This window comes from Pedobacter sp. Leaf176, assembly GCF_001424305.1.
Classification (GTDB): Bacteria; Bacteroidota; Bacteroidia; order Sphingobacteriales; family Sphingobacteriaceae; genus Pedobacter.
Map to the genome: position 1 here is coordinate 280,453 of NZ_LMPD01000002.1, position 14,977 is coordinate 295,429.

Consider the following 14,977-nt stretch of genomic DNA (forward strand, 5'->3'; position numbering starts at 1 on the left):
CATCAAATTGTAACAAAAACATAACAATTTTTCCCAGACACACATATGTAACTGATTAACAATTAATTAATTTTAAAAATAATTAAAACTTTTTAACCTATAATGTGTGCGTATCCTATAATATATTGATTACCGATGGTAATTAGTATAAGTAATAAGACAAAACCGGAATCCGTTTTTCATCACTTGTCCGTTTAATTGCGGGATGGCCTAATAATCCAATCATCAGATTTGCAATTTTACAAACTGCCGTAATACAATTGCGATGTCATACTATAAAAAAGAAGCTACATCATATCAAAAATTCTTAACAGGTGTTATTAATGTTATCGAACAAGATAATACCTAAATATGCCTTAGCCCGCAAAGCTTAACAAAGCTAGTTTAATGATGATGAGCCTCTTTTTATATGAATAGAACTATTGTTTTGGTGCAGAAGAAGTTTCTGGAGCCTTACCAATTAATTCCATAAATTGATCCAATTTAGGTGTTATTATGATTTGGGTACGCCTGTTTTTAGATTTCCCGGCTGGTGTATTATTATCTGCTATAGGATTAAACTCGCCCCTGCCCGCAGCCGTTAATCTTTTAGGATCTACAGCATATTTGGTTTGCAATACCTGAACAACAGACGAGGCTCTCAGCGCACTTAAATCCCAGTTATTTCTAATGTTTGTTTGGGCAATTGGAACATTATCTGTGTTACCCTCAATCAACACATCATAAGTATCGTAATCTTTAATAATTTTGGCGATCTTGCTCAAAGTTTCTCCTGCTTTATCAGATACTTCATAGCTACCAGATTTATAAAGCATGTTATCTGCCAAAGATATATACACTACGCCTTTTAAAACCTGTACATCGACATCGCCTAATTCTTCTCTGCTTAACGAACGTGTTAAATTATTTGTTAACACCATATTAAGTGAATCACTTTTATTCTTGGCATTAATTAATTGTTTGATGTATTTATTGGAACTGTTAATCTCATCAACCAATTTCGAAATATTAACATTTCCCTGGCTGCTGGAGCTTAAGCATTTGTTTAGCGCATCCTGCAACGCCGATATATTTGCTTTTTCGGAAGCGATTTGTTCCTCCAAACTTTTAACCCTGCTATTTGAACCTGTAAGCTCTCTCTGACTATCCTGATATTTATTGCTTAATTCCTGATTACGCTCACGAAGTTTAGCATAAGTTGTTTCTAATTCGGCATATTTTTTATTGCTTACACAGCCCGATATGAGCACTAAAGCAAAAAACGCTAAAGGGATTGACTTGTAAAATTTCATAACTTATTATTTTATTAATATTTTTAATTTAATATTGACTTACAACAACCGATCCCTTTTAATGTTTTTCTTGAATATAGGGGTATAGTCACTTTTTATTCAGACAGTTACCCGTTTATGTTCAATTATTACCTGAAAAATTACACTGGAAACTTTATTTTTTTCAAACTACATGTCAATAAAAAAACGATTAAACTTCCTATGATGGAGGTACCATTATTAAAGCTTTAAGCCGAGGGATAAAGAAATTTTAAGTAAACGGCAAAGCTGAATCTATTTTAATATCAAATATGTCATAAGCAACAGTGTATAATAAATTCTTAATATTGCCTGACTAAGATTTTGGCTTAAAATATTTAATCTTCAATTTCAAGTTCGTTTTCTTTTGTTTTAAACACACAATTGTTTTATTTTGCGGTTCAATAAGAACAATTTCATTTTTATCTTGTTCGCAAATACTAAATCAACCTAAGGCCTGAATTATAATAATACTTTTTATGACTAAAATTTTTATTGGCGGTTTAGCAGACAATATTCAGGAGATGGATTTAGCCATTCTGGTAAGTCTGCATGGGGAGATAGATACAATTAAAATTGTTAGGGATAGAGCAACCGGAAGATGTAAGGGATATGCTTTCCTGGAGATTCCAAAACTTACTGACGCCAACAATATTATTTCAATGCTAAACGGAGAATCTTTCAAGGGAAATATACTAACCATTAAGATAGCAGAGGAAGGCGCTATGAAGTCGCCACCTAAATTCAATAAATACGCTGCGAAAAAGATTTCCCGGTAATTATCAATTCAAAGGTATCCATTAGTCTTATTCCTTATCTGGTATATATTAGTAAATTATTTTACTGAACTATCCAGTTCATCTGTTTAATGATGAATACCAGTTTATCGGATGGGAACGTAAGCTGATTCCATCACTTTCAACATGGTATAATATGATTGGCACAGTAAAATCCACAAGCTTCTCAACATGATGTGATAAGCTACTCAGGAAATCGATGCTCGAAATTCCTTCTTTGAGGTGAACATAAATTACCGTAGCAGTTTTAAATTCAAATCGTTCAATTTTTCCCGGCCATTTGGATTTGATCTTGTTCAGGAATGCAGTGATTTTCTTTCCGTCTTTTAAGGTATCCATAAGTTTAAGATTTGATGCTTTAAATTAATGATTTATTTAAATTTAAAATCACCTGTAACAGATAGAATACAAAGCGCACCTAATAAATTGCTACTTAATTTCTATCCATGTAGGCCCGTGGTCGCTTGTCTTCTCCCATCCTCTTACATTTCTATCAACGCCTGCGGCAAGTAACCTTTCTTTAAGTAAAGGGCTTAGCAAAAAATGATCAATTCTTAAACCCGCATTTCGGCCGTATGCATTACGAAAGTAGTCCCAAAATGTGTAAATCACCTCATCAGGATGGAGCGTTCTGAGGGCGTCGGTCCAGCCCTGAGCCACTAAATTATGAAATGCGGCCCGAACTTCAGGACGAAATAAGGCATCATTAATCCAACGTTCTGGTTTATAAGCATCTATGTCAGCAGGCATAACGTTATAATCGCCACAAAGCACAACTGGTAAATTATATTCCAAAAGTTTGGATGCATGATTTGTTAATCGTTCAAACCAAGCCAATTTATAGTCGAGTTTGGGGCCGGGAGCTGGATTTCCATTGGGTAAGTAAAGACAGCCTATAACGACATCATCAATCATCGCTTCAATATATCTGCTCTGCATATCTTCATCATCCCCTGGCAATCCCCTTCTCAATTCTTTGATTTCCCGGCCTCTTGCTAATATAGCAACGCCGTTCCAGCTTTTTTGCCCATGCCAAATGGCATTATAACCTGCTGATTTTATTTCCGCCAGAGGAAATTTTTCATCCGGTGCTTTTAATTCCTGTAAACAAACCACATCGGGCTTAGTTTCCTCTAACCATCGTAGAAGAACGGGAAGCCGGCCATTAACGCCATTCACATTGTAACTAGCTATTTTCATCATATTTTCTCAAAATGTAACACTTATTATTAATCTGAAAGGATTTTGATCTGCAATTTTATGATTATGTCGCACATTTCTTCTTCTCATCGTATAAGTGAAAAAAGTCTTCTAAAATAAATGAAAAAAAAGACATTAATCGTACTACAAGCGATAGCCGCTATTTTATTTATACTTACGGTTTTTCATGCTTTTTTTATTTAGGCATTAAACCGATTAATAAAAGAAAATATTGTGGACGGAGTTTTTCGGAACTCTATTGAATTTAAGCGCTAATTTTGCAATTACAGCGAAAATGGTATTGGTATGTCGATGATTGTTTTTTTAAGAAAAGATATCCAGGCATTTAAACTTATTTGCAGCGAAGGCAGAAATAAATTATTTACCAGTTTTTCTTAATTCTGACTCAACCTTATCTATGAGTGCCCTTTTTGCTTTGTCGTAGGTTGACATGCTGGAAAAATCGTTAATAATATCAGAAATACTTTCATCAGCCTCGCTTTCCGACATTTTTTTAAAATCCGTTGCTGCTTTGTAGGCATCCATATCTCCAAATCCTCTAAGCTGCTTTACCCGGCTTAAAAATGTTTTAAGGTCTGTTTTACTTTTCCCCATTAACACAAAAATAGAATTATTACTCATTAGTTATACAGAAATGAGCATAATGTTGCCAACATTTTTTTTTTAATATCTATTTTGATAGACTTCTATTGTTAATTCAAGTCCATGAACACGAAAAGTGTAAAATCGATTTACATTAATGTTGAAAACTCTGTAATGTTGAAATGTGCTTTTAGAAACTACAGGAAACACCAGGAACAAGATGCTCAGGTTAGAAGTTTCTTATTACCAGATAAATTGATAAGATAAAAATAGGTGCCGGAAAAGTTAAATTAAACACCTAAAATCATTTTAAATATTTAATCCCGATTTCTAGTAAGATTAAATAAATAATTGATGATTTAATTAATTTATAGCGAGCCGTATAAAAAAAAATTTTAGGGCTATCCTATTGAAGTGCCACCTATTAAAAAGACAAAAGATTTAAAGAGCCCGGAAATCACCCATTATGAGACATCTACATGTAGTCTATACGTTGAGTGCAGCAGGGTTTCTTTAAATCTTTAATCTATTTCATTATAAATTATTTTAAGTCGAATCTGTCTAAATTCATGATTTTATTCCATACCGATACAAAATCATATACAAATTTATCTTTAGCATCCGAACTTCCGTAAACTTCAGCAATTGCTCTTAATTCTGAGTTTGAACCAAATACCAGGTCGGCGCGTGTGGCTGTCCATTTCGGTTGGCCTGTACTTCGATCGCTACCTAAATAAACTTCATTGTCATCTGAAATCGATTTCCAGGAAGTATTCATGTCCAACAAATTAATAAAGAAATCATTTGTTAATACGCCCGGATTATTAGTGAAAATTCCGTTTTTAGAACCATCATAATTGATGTCGAGTGCCCTAAATCCTCCTATAAGGACTGTTAATTCGGTTGAGGTCAAGGTAAGCAAATGCGCTCTATCTATGAGCTGCTCTTCTGTAGAAACGGAAAGCTTTGAATTGCGATAATTTACGAAACCGTCGGCAAGAGGTTCAAGATAACTAAACGATTCCACGTCGGTTTGTTCTTGTGACGCATCCATACGGCCAGGTGTAAAAGGAACTTTTATGTTGTAACCAGCAGCTTCAGCAGTTTTCTCTATTGCAGAACAACCGGCTAAAACAATTAAATCAGCAATGGAAACTTTTTTACCATCCAGTTGTGAACCGTTAAATTGCTGCTGTATTTTTTCTAAAACATTTAATACTTTCTGCAGTTGAATAGGATTATTTACGGCCCAGTCTTTTTGCGGAGCTAACCGGATACGTGCACCGTTTGCGCCACCTCTTTTATCGGAACCGCGGAAGGTTGATGCGGAAGCCCAGGCTGTTGATATCAATTCCGTAATACTTAAACCTGAAGACAGAATATTTTCTTTAAGGTTTTGAATATCAATGTCGTTTATTAGAATATGGTTAAGGGTGGGGATTGGATCTTGCCAGATCAATTCTTCCTGGGGTACATCAGGTCCTAAATAACGGGATAACGGCCCCATATCGCGGTGTGTTAATTTAAACCATGCACGGGAAAAAGCATCAGCAAAATCATCCGGATTTTCGAGGAAATGCCTTGAAATCTTTCCATATGCAGGGTCAAATCTCAACGATAAATCAGTCGTGAGCATAGTTGGCAGATGTTTTTTAGAAGCGTCGAAGGCATCAGGAATAATGGCCTCAGCATTTTTCGCCTTCCACTGATGGGCACCTGCCGGACTTTTAGACAACTCCCATTCAAAACCAAATAAGTTTTCAAAAAAATTATTGCTCCACTTAGTTGGCGTTGTGGTCCATGTCACCTCCAATCCACTCGTAATTGTGTCCGCACCTTTTCCTGAACCATAACTGTTGTTCCATCCGAATCCCTGGCTCTCGATTCCGGCAGCTTCAGGCTCTTTTCCAACATGTTCAGCAGGTGCAGCACCATGGGTTTTGCCAAAGGTATGCCCTCCTGCTATCAAAGCCACTGTTTCTTCATCATTCATTGCCATGCGGCCAAAAGTATCACGAATATCCTTCGCAGCTAAAATGGGATCAGGATTTCCGTCAGGTCCTTCAGGATTCACATATATCAACCCCATTTGTACGGCGGCAAGCGGTTTTTCTAAATTTCTTGTGTGAACAGCCCCATCTGCGTCATCATCACTCACTAAAACACCATGTGCTTTGTGTGCACCGTCGGAGCCATGCGCATACCGGACATCGCCACCTAGCCAGGTTTTCTCTGAACCCCAGTAAACCGACTCATCCGCTTCCCAAACATCCTCCCGACCACCTGCAAAACCAAAAGTTTTAAAACCCATCGATTCTAGAGCTATATTTCCGGTGAGAATCATCAAATCTGCCCATGATATTTTAGAGCCGTATTTTTGTTTTATCGGCCATAGTAACCGGCGCGCTTTATCTAAGCTCACATTATCTGGCCAGCTATTAAGTGGCGCAAAACGCTGTAAACCGGCGCCCGCGCCGCCCCGGCCGTCTCCTACCCGATAAGTTCCGGCGCTATGCCATGCCATTCGGATAAAAAGACCACCATAATGACCAAAGTCTGCTGGCCACCAATCTTGCGAATCTGTCATCAGTGCATGAAGATCACGCTTCAAAGCATCCAAATCAAGTGTTTTAAAAGCTTCTGCGTAATTGAAACTTTTATCCATTGGATTCGATAATGAAGAATGCTGACGTAAAATATTTAGTTTTAACTGATTTGGCCACCAGTCATTATTCCTGGTACCGCCTCCGCCTGCATTGTGCTTCATGCTTCCGTTATGAAACGGGCATTTGCTGATGTCATTTGATTCATTTTCCATATTTTATATTTTAATAATTTTCGTTTATGAATTACATAAAATTAGGTTATTAATATGAAATTTATAATCATTAAATTCTATATCGAAATAGTTAGAGTCTATTATGAATTTTTGCTTACAACGAGAAGTTATAATTTCTAAAACCTTTGAGTGGCGACCCGCTAACTTTTTGTGTATGCAAACCCTTTAACATATCGCATACATTTTAAAAATAATCGTACAAATAACGTTTATTACATTAAAAATTTTATTTTTATCATAATATTCTTTCCAAATAGTATTTATGAAATTAAATCCCAACGTACGATACGTACTCTATTCAACCATTTTGTGCATGTTGATTCGTCTTTTTAATGCTGACTTACATGCCCAAACCGTAAAAACCATTGCGATTAATACCGACAAATCAATTGCAAAAGTACAACCAAATATGTGGGGTGTATTTTTTGAGGACATTAACTTTGGTGCCGATGGAGGCATTTATGCTGAATTATTGAAAAACAGATCTTTTGAATTTTCCAAGCCATTAATGGGCTGGGCTGTGCAACGGGAAAAAGCTAATGAAGGTGATATTTTAGTCGTAAATCGTAAAGAAGAAAACTCGGCTAATCCGAGATACATTCAGGTTAATACTTCAAATGGAAATTTAAGTTTAATAAATGAAGGCTTTAAAGGTATCGGTGTTAAAAAGGGGCTTCGATATGACTTTTCGATGCTTTATCGCCTGAATACACCTGGCATAAGGTTACGTTTGCAATTGGTATCTTCCGATAACAAAATTATTGGGGAAGGAACTCTGGTGCCTGAGCAGTCTGTTAGTGGATGGAAAAAGCAGGCAACAAGCTTTATAGCTAAAGAAACTGATGCTAAAGCAAGGTTCACCATACTATTTGATGGTAAAGGACAAATAGATATGGATATGGTATCGTTGTTTCCTGGCGATACCTGGAAAAACCGCCCACAGGGTTTACGTGCCGACATGGTTAAAATGCTTGCAGATATGAAGCCTGGTTTTATACGTTTTCCAGGTGGTTGTATTGTTGAGGGCACAGATCTGGCAAACAGGTATCAGTGGAAAAAAACAATCGGTCCGATTGAAAACAGACAACTGCTTATGAATCGTTGGAATACAGAATTCGCACACCGCCCTGCGCCCGACTATTACCAAAGCTTCGGACTGGGCTTCTTTGAATATTTTCAACTCGCAGAAGATATTGGTTCTGATGCACTTCCAATCTTAAATTGCGGTATGGCTTGTCAATTCAATACCGGCGAAGTGGCAGCTTTAGATGAACTTGATCCATACGTACAAGATGCACTCGACCTGATTGAGTTTGCAAATGGCGATACCACTACCAAATGGGGGAAAATGAGGGCCGATTTAGGCCATCCAAAACCATTCAATTTAAAAATGATGGGCGTCGGGAACGAAAACTGGGGACCGCAGTACCTGGAACGCCTTGCTATTTTTACAAAAGCGATAAAAACGAAGTACCCTGATTTTAAGCTTATAAATAGTTCTGGCACGGACCCTGAGGGCGATCGTTTTAACCTGTTAAACACCTCACTTAGAAATTCAAAGGCCGATCTCATAGACGAACATTACTATCGCTCTGCAGATTGGTTCCTGAAAAATGCAGGCCGTTACGACAATTACCCAAGAGAAGGTTCTAAAGTTTTTGTGGGTGAGTACGCCGTTCATGCCGATAGAGAGGTGATTGGAAGCAATAGAAATAATTGGCAAAGTGCATTAGCAGCTGCTTCTCTGATGACAGGACTTGAGCGAAATGCAGATGTGGTACAAATGGCATCTTATGCTCCGCTTTTTGCACATGTCGACGCATGGCAATGGGCGCCGGATATGATTTGGGTCGATAATCTAAAAACTTACGGAACTCCCGATTACTACGTTCAAAAGCTTTTCTCTACCAATAAAGGAACAGATGTAATCTCAGCAAAGCTTGATGGGAAAAACATCACTGGTCAGGATGGCTTGTATGCTTCAGCAGTAACAGATATAATTACTAAGGAGTTAATAATTAAAATTTCCAATACAACAGAAAAAGCACAGAAAGTCACTTTCACACTGGACGGAAAAAAGAATTTTAAGAAAAATGGGTACTTAGATGAAATGGCCAGTAATAACCTCAATCAATTGAATTCTTTCGAAAGTCCGGATGCAGTTAGTCCGAAAAGGAAATCCATTGTCGTTACAAATAAAAAGCTGCAGCTTACGTTAAAACCCTATTCATTCAGCGTGGTTAAAATCCCATATTTAAAATAGTATTTCATGAAAAAAATTTTATTATTTATCATCATATGCCTAACATTCCGTGCGACCGCCCAAACGGATGTTAAGTTGACAGTACAAACCGCAAATGAAAGGGTAATAAGTAAACATATATATGGACACTTTTCCGAACATTTAGGCCGGTGTATTTACGATGGGTTCTGGGTAGAGGAAAATTCCACGATTCCCAATAAAGGCCGGATAAGACTTGATGTAGTTGAAGCGTTAAAAAAAATAAATATACCGAATCTGCGCTGGCCGGGTGGCTGTTTTGCCGATGAATATCATTGGAGAGACGGCATTGGCCCTAGAAATGAGCGACCAAAGATGGTTAATACGAACTGGGGAGGTGTAACAGAAGATAATAGTTTCGGCACACATGAATTTCTGGAACTTTGCGACATGCTAAAATGTGAGCCATATGTTGCAGGCAACGTTGGCAGCGGAACAGTTGAAGAAATGGCTAAATGGGTAGAGTACCTCAATTTTGATGGTGTTAGCCCAATGGCCACGATTAGGGCACAAAACGGCCGGAAACAGCCATGGAAAGTGACCTACTGGGGCGTAGGCAACGAAAGTTGGGGTTGCGGAGGAAATATGACACCCGATTACTATACTGATTTGTATAAAAGATATGCTACTTATGCGAGAGACTATCCCGGTAGTCCGTTGAAAAGAATTGCCAGTGGCGCAAATGGAGACGACTACAACTGGACCGAAACCTGTATGAAAAAAATAGGTACCGGAATGTGGGGGCTCACCTTACATTATTATACCATCCCAACAGGTAACTGGAGCGCAAAGGGATCGGCAACAAACTTTAATGAAGAACAATATTTTAATACCATGAAAAATTGTTTGAGAATGGAAGAGCTGATTACTAAACATTCTGCCATAATGGATAAATACGATCCAAAAAAGAAAGTAGCACTTGTTGTGGACGAATGGGGCGTCTGGACTGATGTAGAACCTGGAACAAACCCAGGTTTCCTGTACCAGCAGAACAGCCTGCGGGACGCACTTATAGCGGGAACAACATTAAATATTTTCAATAACCATTCCGATAGGGTAAAAATGGCAAACCTGGCTCAAACCGTTAATGTATTGCAGGCACTAATCCTGACTGAAAAAAATAAAATGATCTTAACCCCCACATACCATGTTTTTGATTTGTACAAGGTTCATCAGGATGCTAAATACCTTCCAATAAAGTTTTCCAGTCCTGAATATATAGTTGGAAATAATAAAATTTCTGCATTGAATATTTCAGCATCTCAAGATTCAACAGGAACTATACACATCTCCCTGGTAAATTTAGATCCGAAAAACAAAATTTCTTTAACTACAGATTTAGATGGATTAAAATGGAATACGGTAAGCGGTCAAATCCTAACTTCAGCAGAACTCACGGACGTTAATACGTTTTCCAATCCAGATAAAATACACAATACAGCATTCTCAGGGGCGAAAAAATCAGGCAACCAATTGAAAATTAATTTACCCGCACAATCTATAGTTGTACTCACATTAAAATAGAATTATTTTGCTGAAAAAGATCCCCATAAAGACCATTTTAGGCAAAGAAACCATTTAATGAAGCCATATAGAGGCGCTGACAACTAAACGTTATAAATTTAAACAATAAAAAAGCCGCCCTAAATTATCGGGCGGCTTAGCGGGATGTGACTAGGTAGTCTGTCGAATAAGTTCAACAGACAGCCTTCTCGAATTATTTTTTAGGTTTCGGCGACATGTAAAAAATCAGCTTTCCTCCATTTGTTATGTCAGTATGTCTAATCTGGTGATTAGTAATTTCCTTCCCATTAAGGAGCACTTTATGAACGTAAACATTTTTATCACTTTGATTAACAGCTTCTATCGTAAATGTTTTACCATTTTCCAATTTCAAAATTGCATTGTTAACCAATGGGCTGCCTAAAGAATAAATATCAGAACCTGGTGATACAGGATAAAAACCCATTGATGAAAACATGTACCAAGCGCTCATTTGTCCGCAGTCATCGTTTCCGCCCAGCCCATCAGCTGTAGGTTTATATTGCATATTTAATATATGACGGATTTGCGCCTGACCTTTATAAACCTCATCAGTCCAGTTGTATAAATAAGCGACATGGTGCGCAGGTTCATTGCCATGAACATATCCTCCGATAATACCTTCACGGGTAATGTCTTCGGTATGTGCAAAAAACTCATCCGGCAAATGCATACTGAACAACGAATCTAACCTGGCTGCAAATTTCTTTTTACCACCCATAAGTTCAATCATTGCGGTTGGATCATGTGGCACAAAAAAACTATAATTCCAGCTATTACCTTCAATAAATCCCTGTCCTTCAGTATCTTTAGGATCAAACGCCTTTTTAAACGTCCCATCAGCTAATCTCGGGCGCATGAATCCGGAAGCACCGTCGTAATTATTTCTCCAGTTGTTAGAACGTTTAATGAACTCGTTATAAACATCGGTTCGGTTTAATTTTTTGGCCAGTTGTGCAATCGCCCAGTCATCATAAGCATATTCTAAAGTATTTGACACGGATACACCACTTCTTTCAGCAGGGATGTAACCCAAATCCATATAATATCCTATTCCTTCGTAGTCGCGGTGCTTGGCCGTAGCAATACAGGCGTCTAAAGCTTTGTTTGGATCGCCGTTATATGTTCCTTTTATAATCGCATCAGAAATTACTGAAACACTGTGGTAGCCGCTCATACACCAGTTATCATTTGCATAGTGTGACCAGATTGGCAGCATATGCAAACTGCTTTGGTCGTAATGCGCCATCATCGATTTAACCATATCGTTACTTCTACCTGGCTGCATAATGTTGAAGAAGGGGTGCAAAGCACGGTAAGTATCCCAAAGTGAAAAGGTAGTATAATTTGTAAAACCCTCAGCTTTGTGAATGCCTTGGTCTAAGCCCTTATATTCTCCATTTACATCCGTGTACGTTGTCGGATTGATAAAAGCATGGTAAAGTGCCGTATAAAAATTGATTTTATTAGTATTGGATGTTGTAACCTGAATCTTGTTCAGTTCTTTGTTCCAGGTAGATTGTGCTTGTGTTTTTACGTTATCAAAATCCCATCCTGATATTTCAGCACGCATATTTTGCAAGGCATTTTCCTGACTTACCGGAGATAATGCAAATTTGATTTTTACCTGTTCACCTTCCTGAGTATCAAAATCGAAAAACATTTTTATCTTTTTTCCGGCGATTTCAGGAAAGTTCTTATCCTGATTAAACTTACCCCAAAAGCCACGGTAAGCCTGTTTAGGGTCGTAACTTTTACGTCCGTAGCTTTTAAAAGGTTTAGAGAAGCTCATGGCAAAATAAACTGTTCTTGTTCTTGCCCAGCCATTTGTTTGGCGATAGCCTGTGATTAAAGTATCGTTAACGACTCGAACATAGGTCCAGACGGTTTTATCATCATAGTTGTAAATTCCGGCCATCAGATCTAAAATAATATGCGATTGATCTGATTTAGGAAAAGTGTATCGATGCATTCCTACCCTGTTCGTTGTTGTAAGTTCGGCAGTAATATTATCATCATCCAGTTTAACTTTGTAATAACCCGCTTCTGCAACCTCATTGGCGTGTGAATAAGCAGACCGGTAACCTGATTTTGGATCGGATGCAGTTCCGGGATTCATTTGCAACCTGCCTTGTGTCGGCATAATTAAAAAATCGCCCAAGTCGGAATGTCCTGTACCGCTAAAATGCGTGTGACTAAAGCCTGTTATTGTTTTGTCTTCATATTTGTATCCCGCACAGTATTTATAAACATCGCCATTATATTTACCATTTACTTCATATGACAATGTATCTGTTTCTGGGCTTAATTGTACAGCACCAAAGGGCACAGTTGCCCCAGGATAGGTATGCCCCATTTTTGACGTACCAATTATGGGTTTTACAAACTTTACCAGATTCTGTTGCGCGGATGCTGTTAAGGCAGCAATTAAAAGCCCCGGCAGCATAAATTTTTTAATCATGTTAACTTTAAGTTTAACTTTATTTATTATTTAATGGAAGATATCAACTTAAAACAAATCTATTAAAATTCTCTGCTAAAACGTTTAACCAACACAAAAAATACAAATGGCTTTTTACAAGTGGCTGACCAGTATTAAAGAAAATGAGGTAAATAAACCTTATTTTTGCACATTATAGTAAATAGAATGAGCAAACACGGTAGAATTCTGGTAGCCATGAGTGGCGGGGTAGATAGTTCAGTAGCGGCAGTTATGTTGCATGAACAGGGTTATGAAGTTATCGGATTGACTATGAAGACCTGGGATTATGCATCTTCCGGTGGTAGTAGTAAAGAAACTGGTTGTTGTTCGCTGGACAGCATTAATGATGCCCGTACGCTTGCTGTAAATTATGGCTTTCCGCATTATATTTTAGATATACGTGATGAATTCGGTGATTATGTTATCGATAACTTCGTTGATGAATATTTGGCCGGCCGAACACCGAACCCTTGCGTTCTATGTAATACCCACATTAAATGGGAAGCCCTATTAAAACGTGCCAATAAATTGGATTGCGAATTTATTGCGACCGGCCATTATGCGAACATTCGTCAGCAAGACAGTGGGCGTTATGTAATATCTAAAGGTAAAGACGAAAATAAGGATCAATCTTACGTATTATGGGGCGTTTCGCAAGAAAATCTTTCGCGTACAAAATTTCCTTTAGGGAGTTTTGCCAAATCAGAAATCAGGCAAATGGCTTTAGATATGGGACAGGAAGAATTGGCGAAAAAATCGGAAAGCTATGAAATCTGCTTCGTACCAGATAATGACTACAGGGCATTTCTAAAACATAAAGTTGAAGATTTAGAGGACCGGGTTGCAGGCGGCAATTTTATTTTGAACAACGGCATGGTGGTAGGTCAGCATAAAGGTTATCCTTTTTACACCATAGGTCAGCGTAAAGGACTGGGTGTGGCTTTTGGAGAGCCCATGTTTGTGACCCAAATCTTGCCTGAAAGCAATACAGTCGTTTTAGGTAAAGCCGAAGAACTGGAACGCAGAGAAGCAATGGTTCGAAATATCAATCTCATCAAATATGCGAGTATAGAAGAGCCAATGAGCGATGTAATTACTAAAATTCGCTATAAAGATGCGGGGATGCTAAGTACTATCGTTCAGGAGAAAGATAAAATGCGTGTGGTTTTCGATCACAATGTATCTGCAATTGCGCCTGGGCAATCTGCTGTTTTTTACGAAGGAAACGATTTGTTGGGTGGCGGCTTTTTAGTTTAATCAGCGTAAGCTCCCATCTTTAGAAGTAACATTTAAAATGTAAAAGGACAACGGAAACTATTTTCCATTATCCTTATTACATTTTTTTATTGCTTAAAGATTCTTTGTGATTGCCTCATCAGTAGGCTTGGTTTTTGAGCGGAAACGGTGAACAAGTTCGCCTTTTTCGTTAATCAGAAATTTTTCAAAATTCCATTTAATATCACCTTGTTCTTCAGTATTGGTTTGACTAGTAAGATATTTAAATAACGGGTTTATGTCCTCACCTTTAACACTACTTTTTTCAGCTAACAAAAAGGAAACATTATATTTACCGGTACAGAATTCTTTAATTTCAGCGTTTGTGGAAAATTCCTGTCCGCCAAAATTGCCTGCCGGAAAACCAATTAATACGACTTTTTTACCATACTGTTTTTGAAGTTTTTCTAAATCTTCATACTGAGGTGTGAAGCCACATTTTGAGGCGGTATTAACAATAAGAATTTTCTTGCCTTTAAACTTAGATAATTTAATTTCTTTGCCATCTATGGTTTTAAAGCTGAAATCGTAAACATTTTTAGGCGGTGTTGGCACCAAAAAATTTAATAAAATTAGGATTGTGTTTATCATCGTTTTTGTTTTAATATACGAATATATACACAAATAGTTTTCGATGCTGTATTTTGG

At 37.6% G+C, this 14,977-nt stretch carries 12 protein-coding genes; 5 read left to right on the top strand and 7 right to left on the bottom strand.

The window, feature by feature from the left end:
• Positions 1-419 precede the first annotated feature (419 nt).
• Complete coding sequence (locus ASF92_RS06670; RefSeq protein ID WP_056089782.1) at positions 420-1,292, bottom strand: OmpA family protein; 873 nt, start codon at positions 1,290-1,292, stop codon at positions 420-422.
• 497 nt (positions 1,293-1,789) lie between these two features.
• On the opposite strand from ASF92_RS06670, the gene ASF92_RS06675 reads away from it, so the two are divergent.
• Entirely contained in the window at positions 1,790-2,089 is a 300-nt protein-coding gene (locus tag ASF92_RS06675; RefSeq protein ID WP_056089787.1) for an RNA-binding protein, read from the top strand.
• A gap of 78 nt (positions 2,090-2,167) precedes the next feature.
• Here ASF92_RS06675 and ASF92_RS06680 read toward each other — a convergent pair whose 3' ends face one another.
• The 3 genes from ASF92_RS06680 to ASF92_RS06690 all read right to left on the bottom strand — a co-directional run bounded on the left by ASF92_RS06680 (position 2,168) and on the right by ASF92_RS06690 (position 3,949).
• Positions 2,168-2,446: a hypothetical protein gene (locus tag ASF92_RS06680; RefSeq protein WP_056089791.1), complete on the bottom strand. Its 279-nt coding sequence runs from the start codon at positions 2,444-2,446 to the stop codon at positions 2,168-2,170.
• Between the two features lie 90 nt (positions 2,447-2,536).
• On the bottom strand, positions 2,537-3,307 hold the full coding sequence (gene xth / locus ASF92_RS06685) for an exodeoxyribonuclease III (RefSeq protein ID WP_056091035.1): 771 nt from the start codon (positions 3,305-3,307) through the stop codon (positions 2,537-2,539).
• A gap of 378 nt (positions 3,308-3,685) precedes the next feature.
• Positions 3,686-3,949 carry a hypothetical protein gene (locus tag ASF92_RS06690; RefSeq protein WP_157263756.1) on the bottom strand — a complete coding sequence of 88 codons (264 nt, stop codon included), beginning with the start codon at positions 3,947-3,949 and terminating at the stop codon, positions 3,686-3,688.
• Between the two features lie 84 nt (positions 3,950-4,033).
• Between ASF92_RS06690 and ASF92_RS20980 the strand changes: the two genes are divergently transcribed.
• Positions 4,034-4,177 carry a hypothetical protein gene (locus ASF92_RS20980; RefSeq protein ID WP_157263758.1) on the top strand — a complete coding sequence of 48 codons (144 nt, stop codon included), beginning with the start codon at positions 4,034-4,036 and terminating at the stop codon, positions 4,175-4,177.
• Between the two features lie 274 nt (positions 4,178-4,451).
• Here ASF92_RS20980 and katG read toward each other — a convergent pair whose 3' ends face one another.
• Positions 4,452-6,728 carry a catalase/peroxidase HPI gene (gene katG / locus ASF92_RS06695; RefSeq protein ID WP_056089798.1) on the bottom strand — a complete coding sequence of 759 codons (2,277 nt, stop codon included), beginning with the start codon at positions 6,726-6,728 and terminating at the stop codon, positions 4,452-4,454.
• A 283-nt stretch (positions 6,729-7,011) separates the two neighbouring features.
• Between katG and ASF92_RS06700 the strand changes: the two genes are divergently transcribed.
• Entirely contained in the window at positions 7,012-9,012 is a 2,001-nt protein-coding gene (locus tag ASF92_RS06700) for an alpha-L-arabinofuranosidase C-terminal domain-containing protein (protein ID WP_231729758.1), read from the top strand.
• A gap of 6 nt (positions 9,013-9,018) precedes the next feature.
• The gene (locus tag ASF92_RS06705; RefSeq protein ID WP_082489477.1) at positions 9,019-10,554 is read left to right on the top strand and encodes an alpha-N-arabinofuranosidase; all 1,536 of its coding nucleotides are present in this window, start codon (positions 9,019-9,021) and stop codon (positions 10,552-10,554) included.
• Between the two features lie 193 nt (positions 10,555-10,747).
• Here ASF92_RS06705 and ASF92_RS06710 read toward each other — a convergent pair whose 3' ends face one another.
• Entirely contained in the window at positions 10,748-13,033 is a 2,286-nt protein-coding gene (locus ASF92_RS06710; RefSeq protein ID WP_056089803.1) for a GH92 family glycosyl hydrolase, read from the bottom strand.
• Between the two features lie 186 nt (positions 13,034-13,219).
• Here ASF92_RS06710 and mnmA point away from each other — a divergent pair, with 186 nt between their 5' ends.
• Positions 13,220-14,311, top strand: a complete 1,092-nt coding sequence (gene mnmA / locus ASF92_RS06715) for a tRNA 2-thiouridine(34) synthase MnmA (protein ID WP_056089806.1) — start codon at positions 13,220-13,222, stop codon at positions 14,309-14,311.
• Positions 14,312-14,404: 93 nt separating this feature from the next.
• Here the strand turns inward: mnmA and ASF92_RS06720 are convergent, their stop codons facing one another.
• Complete coding sequence (locus ASF92_RS06720; protein ID WP_056089810.1) at positions 14,405-14,920, bottom strand: glutathione peroxidase; 516 nt, start codon at positions 14,918-14,920, stop codon at positions 14,405-14,407.
• Positions 14,921-14,977: the final 57 nt, after the last annotated feature.

Bases quoted from the DNA above. Each gene is read 5' to 3' on its own strand.
- ASF92_RS06670 (WP_056089782.1), bottom strand. From the start codon at position 1,292: ATGAAATTTTACAAGTCAATCCCTTTAGCGTTTTTTGCTTTAGTGCTC.
- ASF92_RS06675 (WP_056089787.1), top strand. From the start codon at position 1,790: ATGACTAAAATTTTTATTGGCGGTTTAGCAGACAATATTCAGGAGATG.
- ASF92_RS06680 (WP_056089791.1), bottom strand. From the start codon at position 2,446: ATGGATACCTTAAAAGACGGAAAGAAAATCACTGCATTCCTGAACAAG.
- xth (WP_056091035.1), bottom strand. From the start codon at position 3,307: ATGAAAATAGCTAGTTACAATGTGAATGGCGTTAATGGCCGGCTTCCC.
- ASF92_RS06690 (WP_157263756.1), bottom strand. From the start codon at position 3,949: ATGAGTAATAATTCTATTTTTGTGTTAATGGGGAAAAGTAAAACAGAC.
- ASF92_RS20980 (WP_157263758.1), top strand. From the start codon at position 4,034: ATGAACACGAAAAGTGTAAAATCGATTTACATTAATGTTGAAAACTCT.
- katG (WP_056089798.1), bottom strand. From the start codon at position 6,728: ATGGAAAATGAATCAAATGACATCAGCAAATGCCCGTTTCATAACGGA.
- ASF92_RS06700 (WP_231729758.1), top strand. From the start codon at position 7,012: ATGAAATTAAATCCCAACGTACGATACGTACTCTATTCAACCATTTTG.
- ASF92_RS06705 (WP_082489477.1), top strand. From the start codon at position 9,019: ATGAAAAAAATTTTATTATTTATCATCATATGCCTAACATTCCGTGCG.
- ASF92_RS06710 (WP_056089803.1), bottom strand. From the start codon at position 13,033: ATGATTAAAAAATTTATGCTGCCGGGGCTTTTAATTGCTGCCTTAACA.
- mnmA (WP_056089806.1), top strand. From the start codon at position 13,220: ATGAGCAAACACGGTAGAATTCTGGTAGCCATGAGTGGCGGGGTAGAT.
- ASF92_RS06720 (WP_056089810.1), bottom strand. From the start codon at position 14,920: ATGATAAACACAATCCTAATTTTATTAAATTTTTTGGTGCCAACACCG.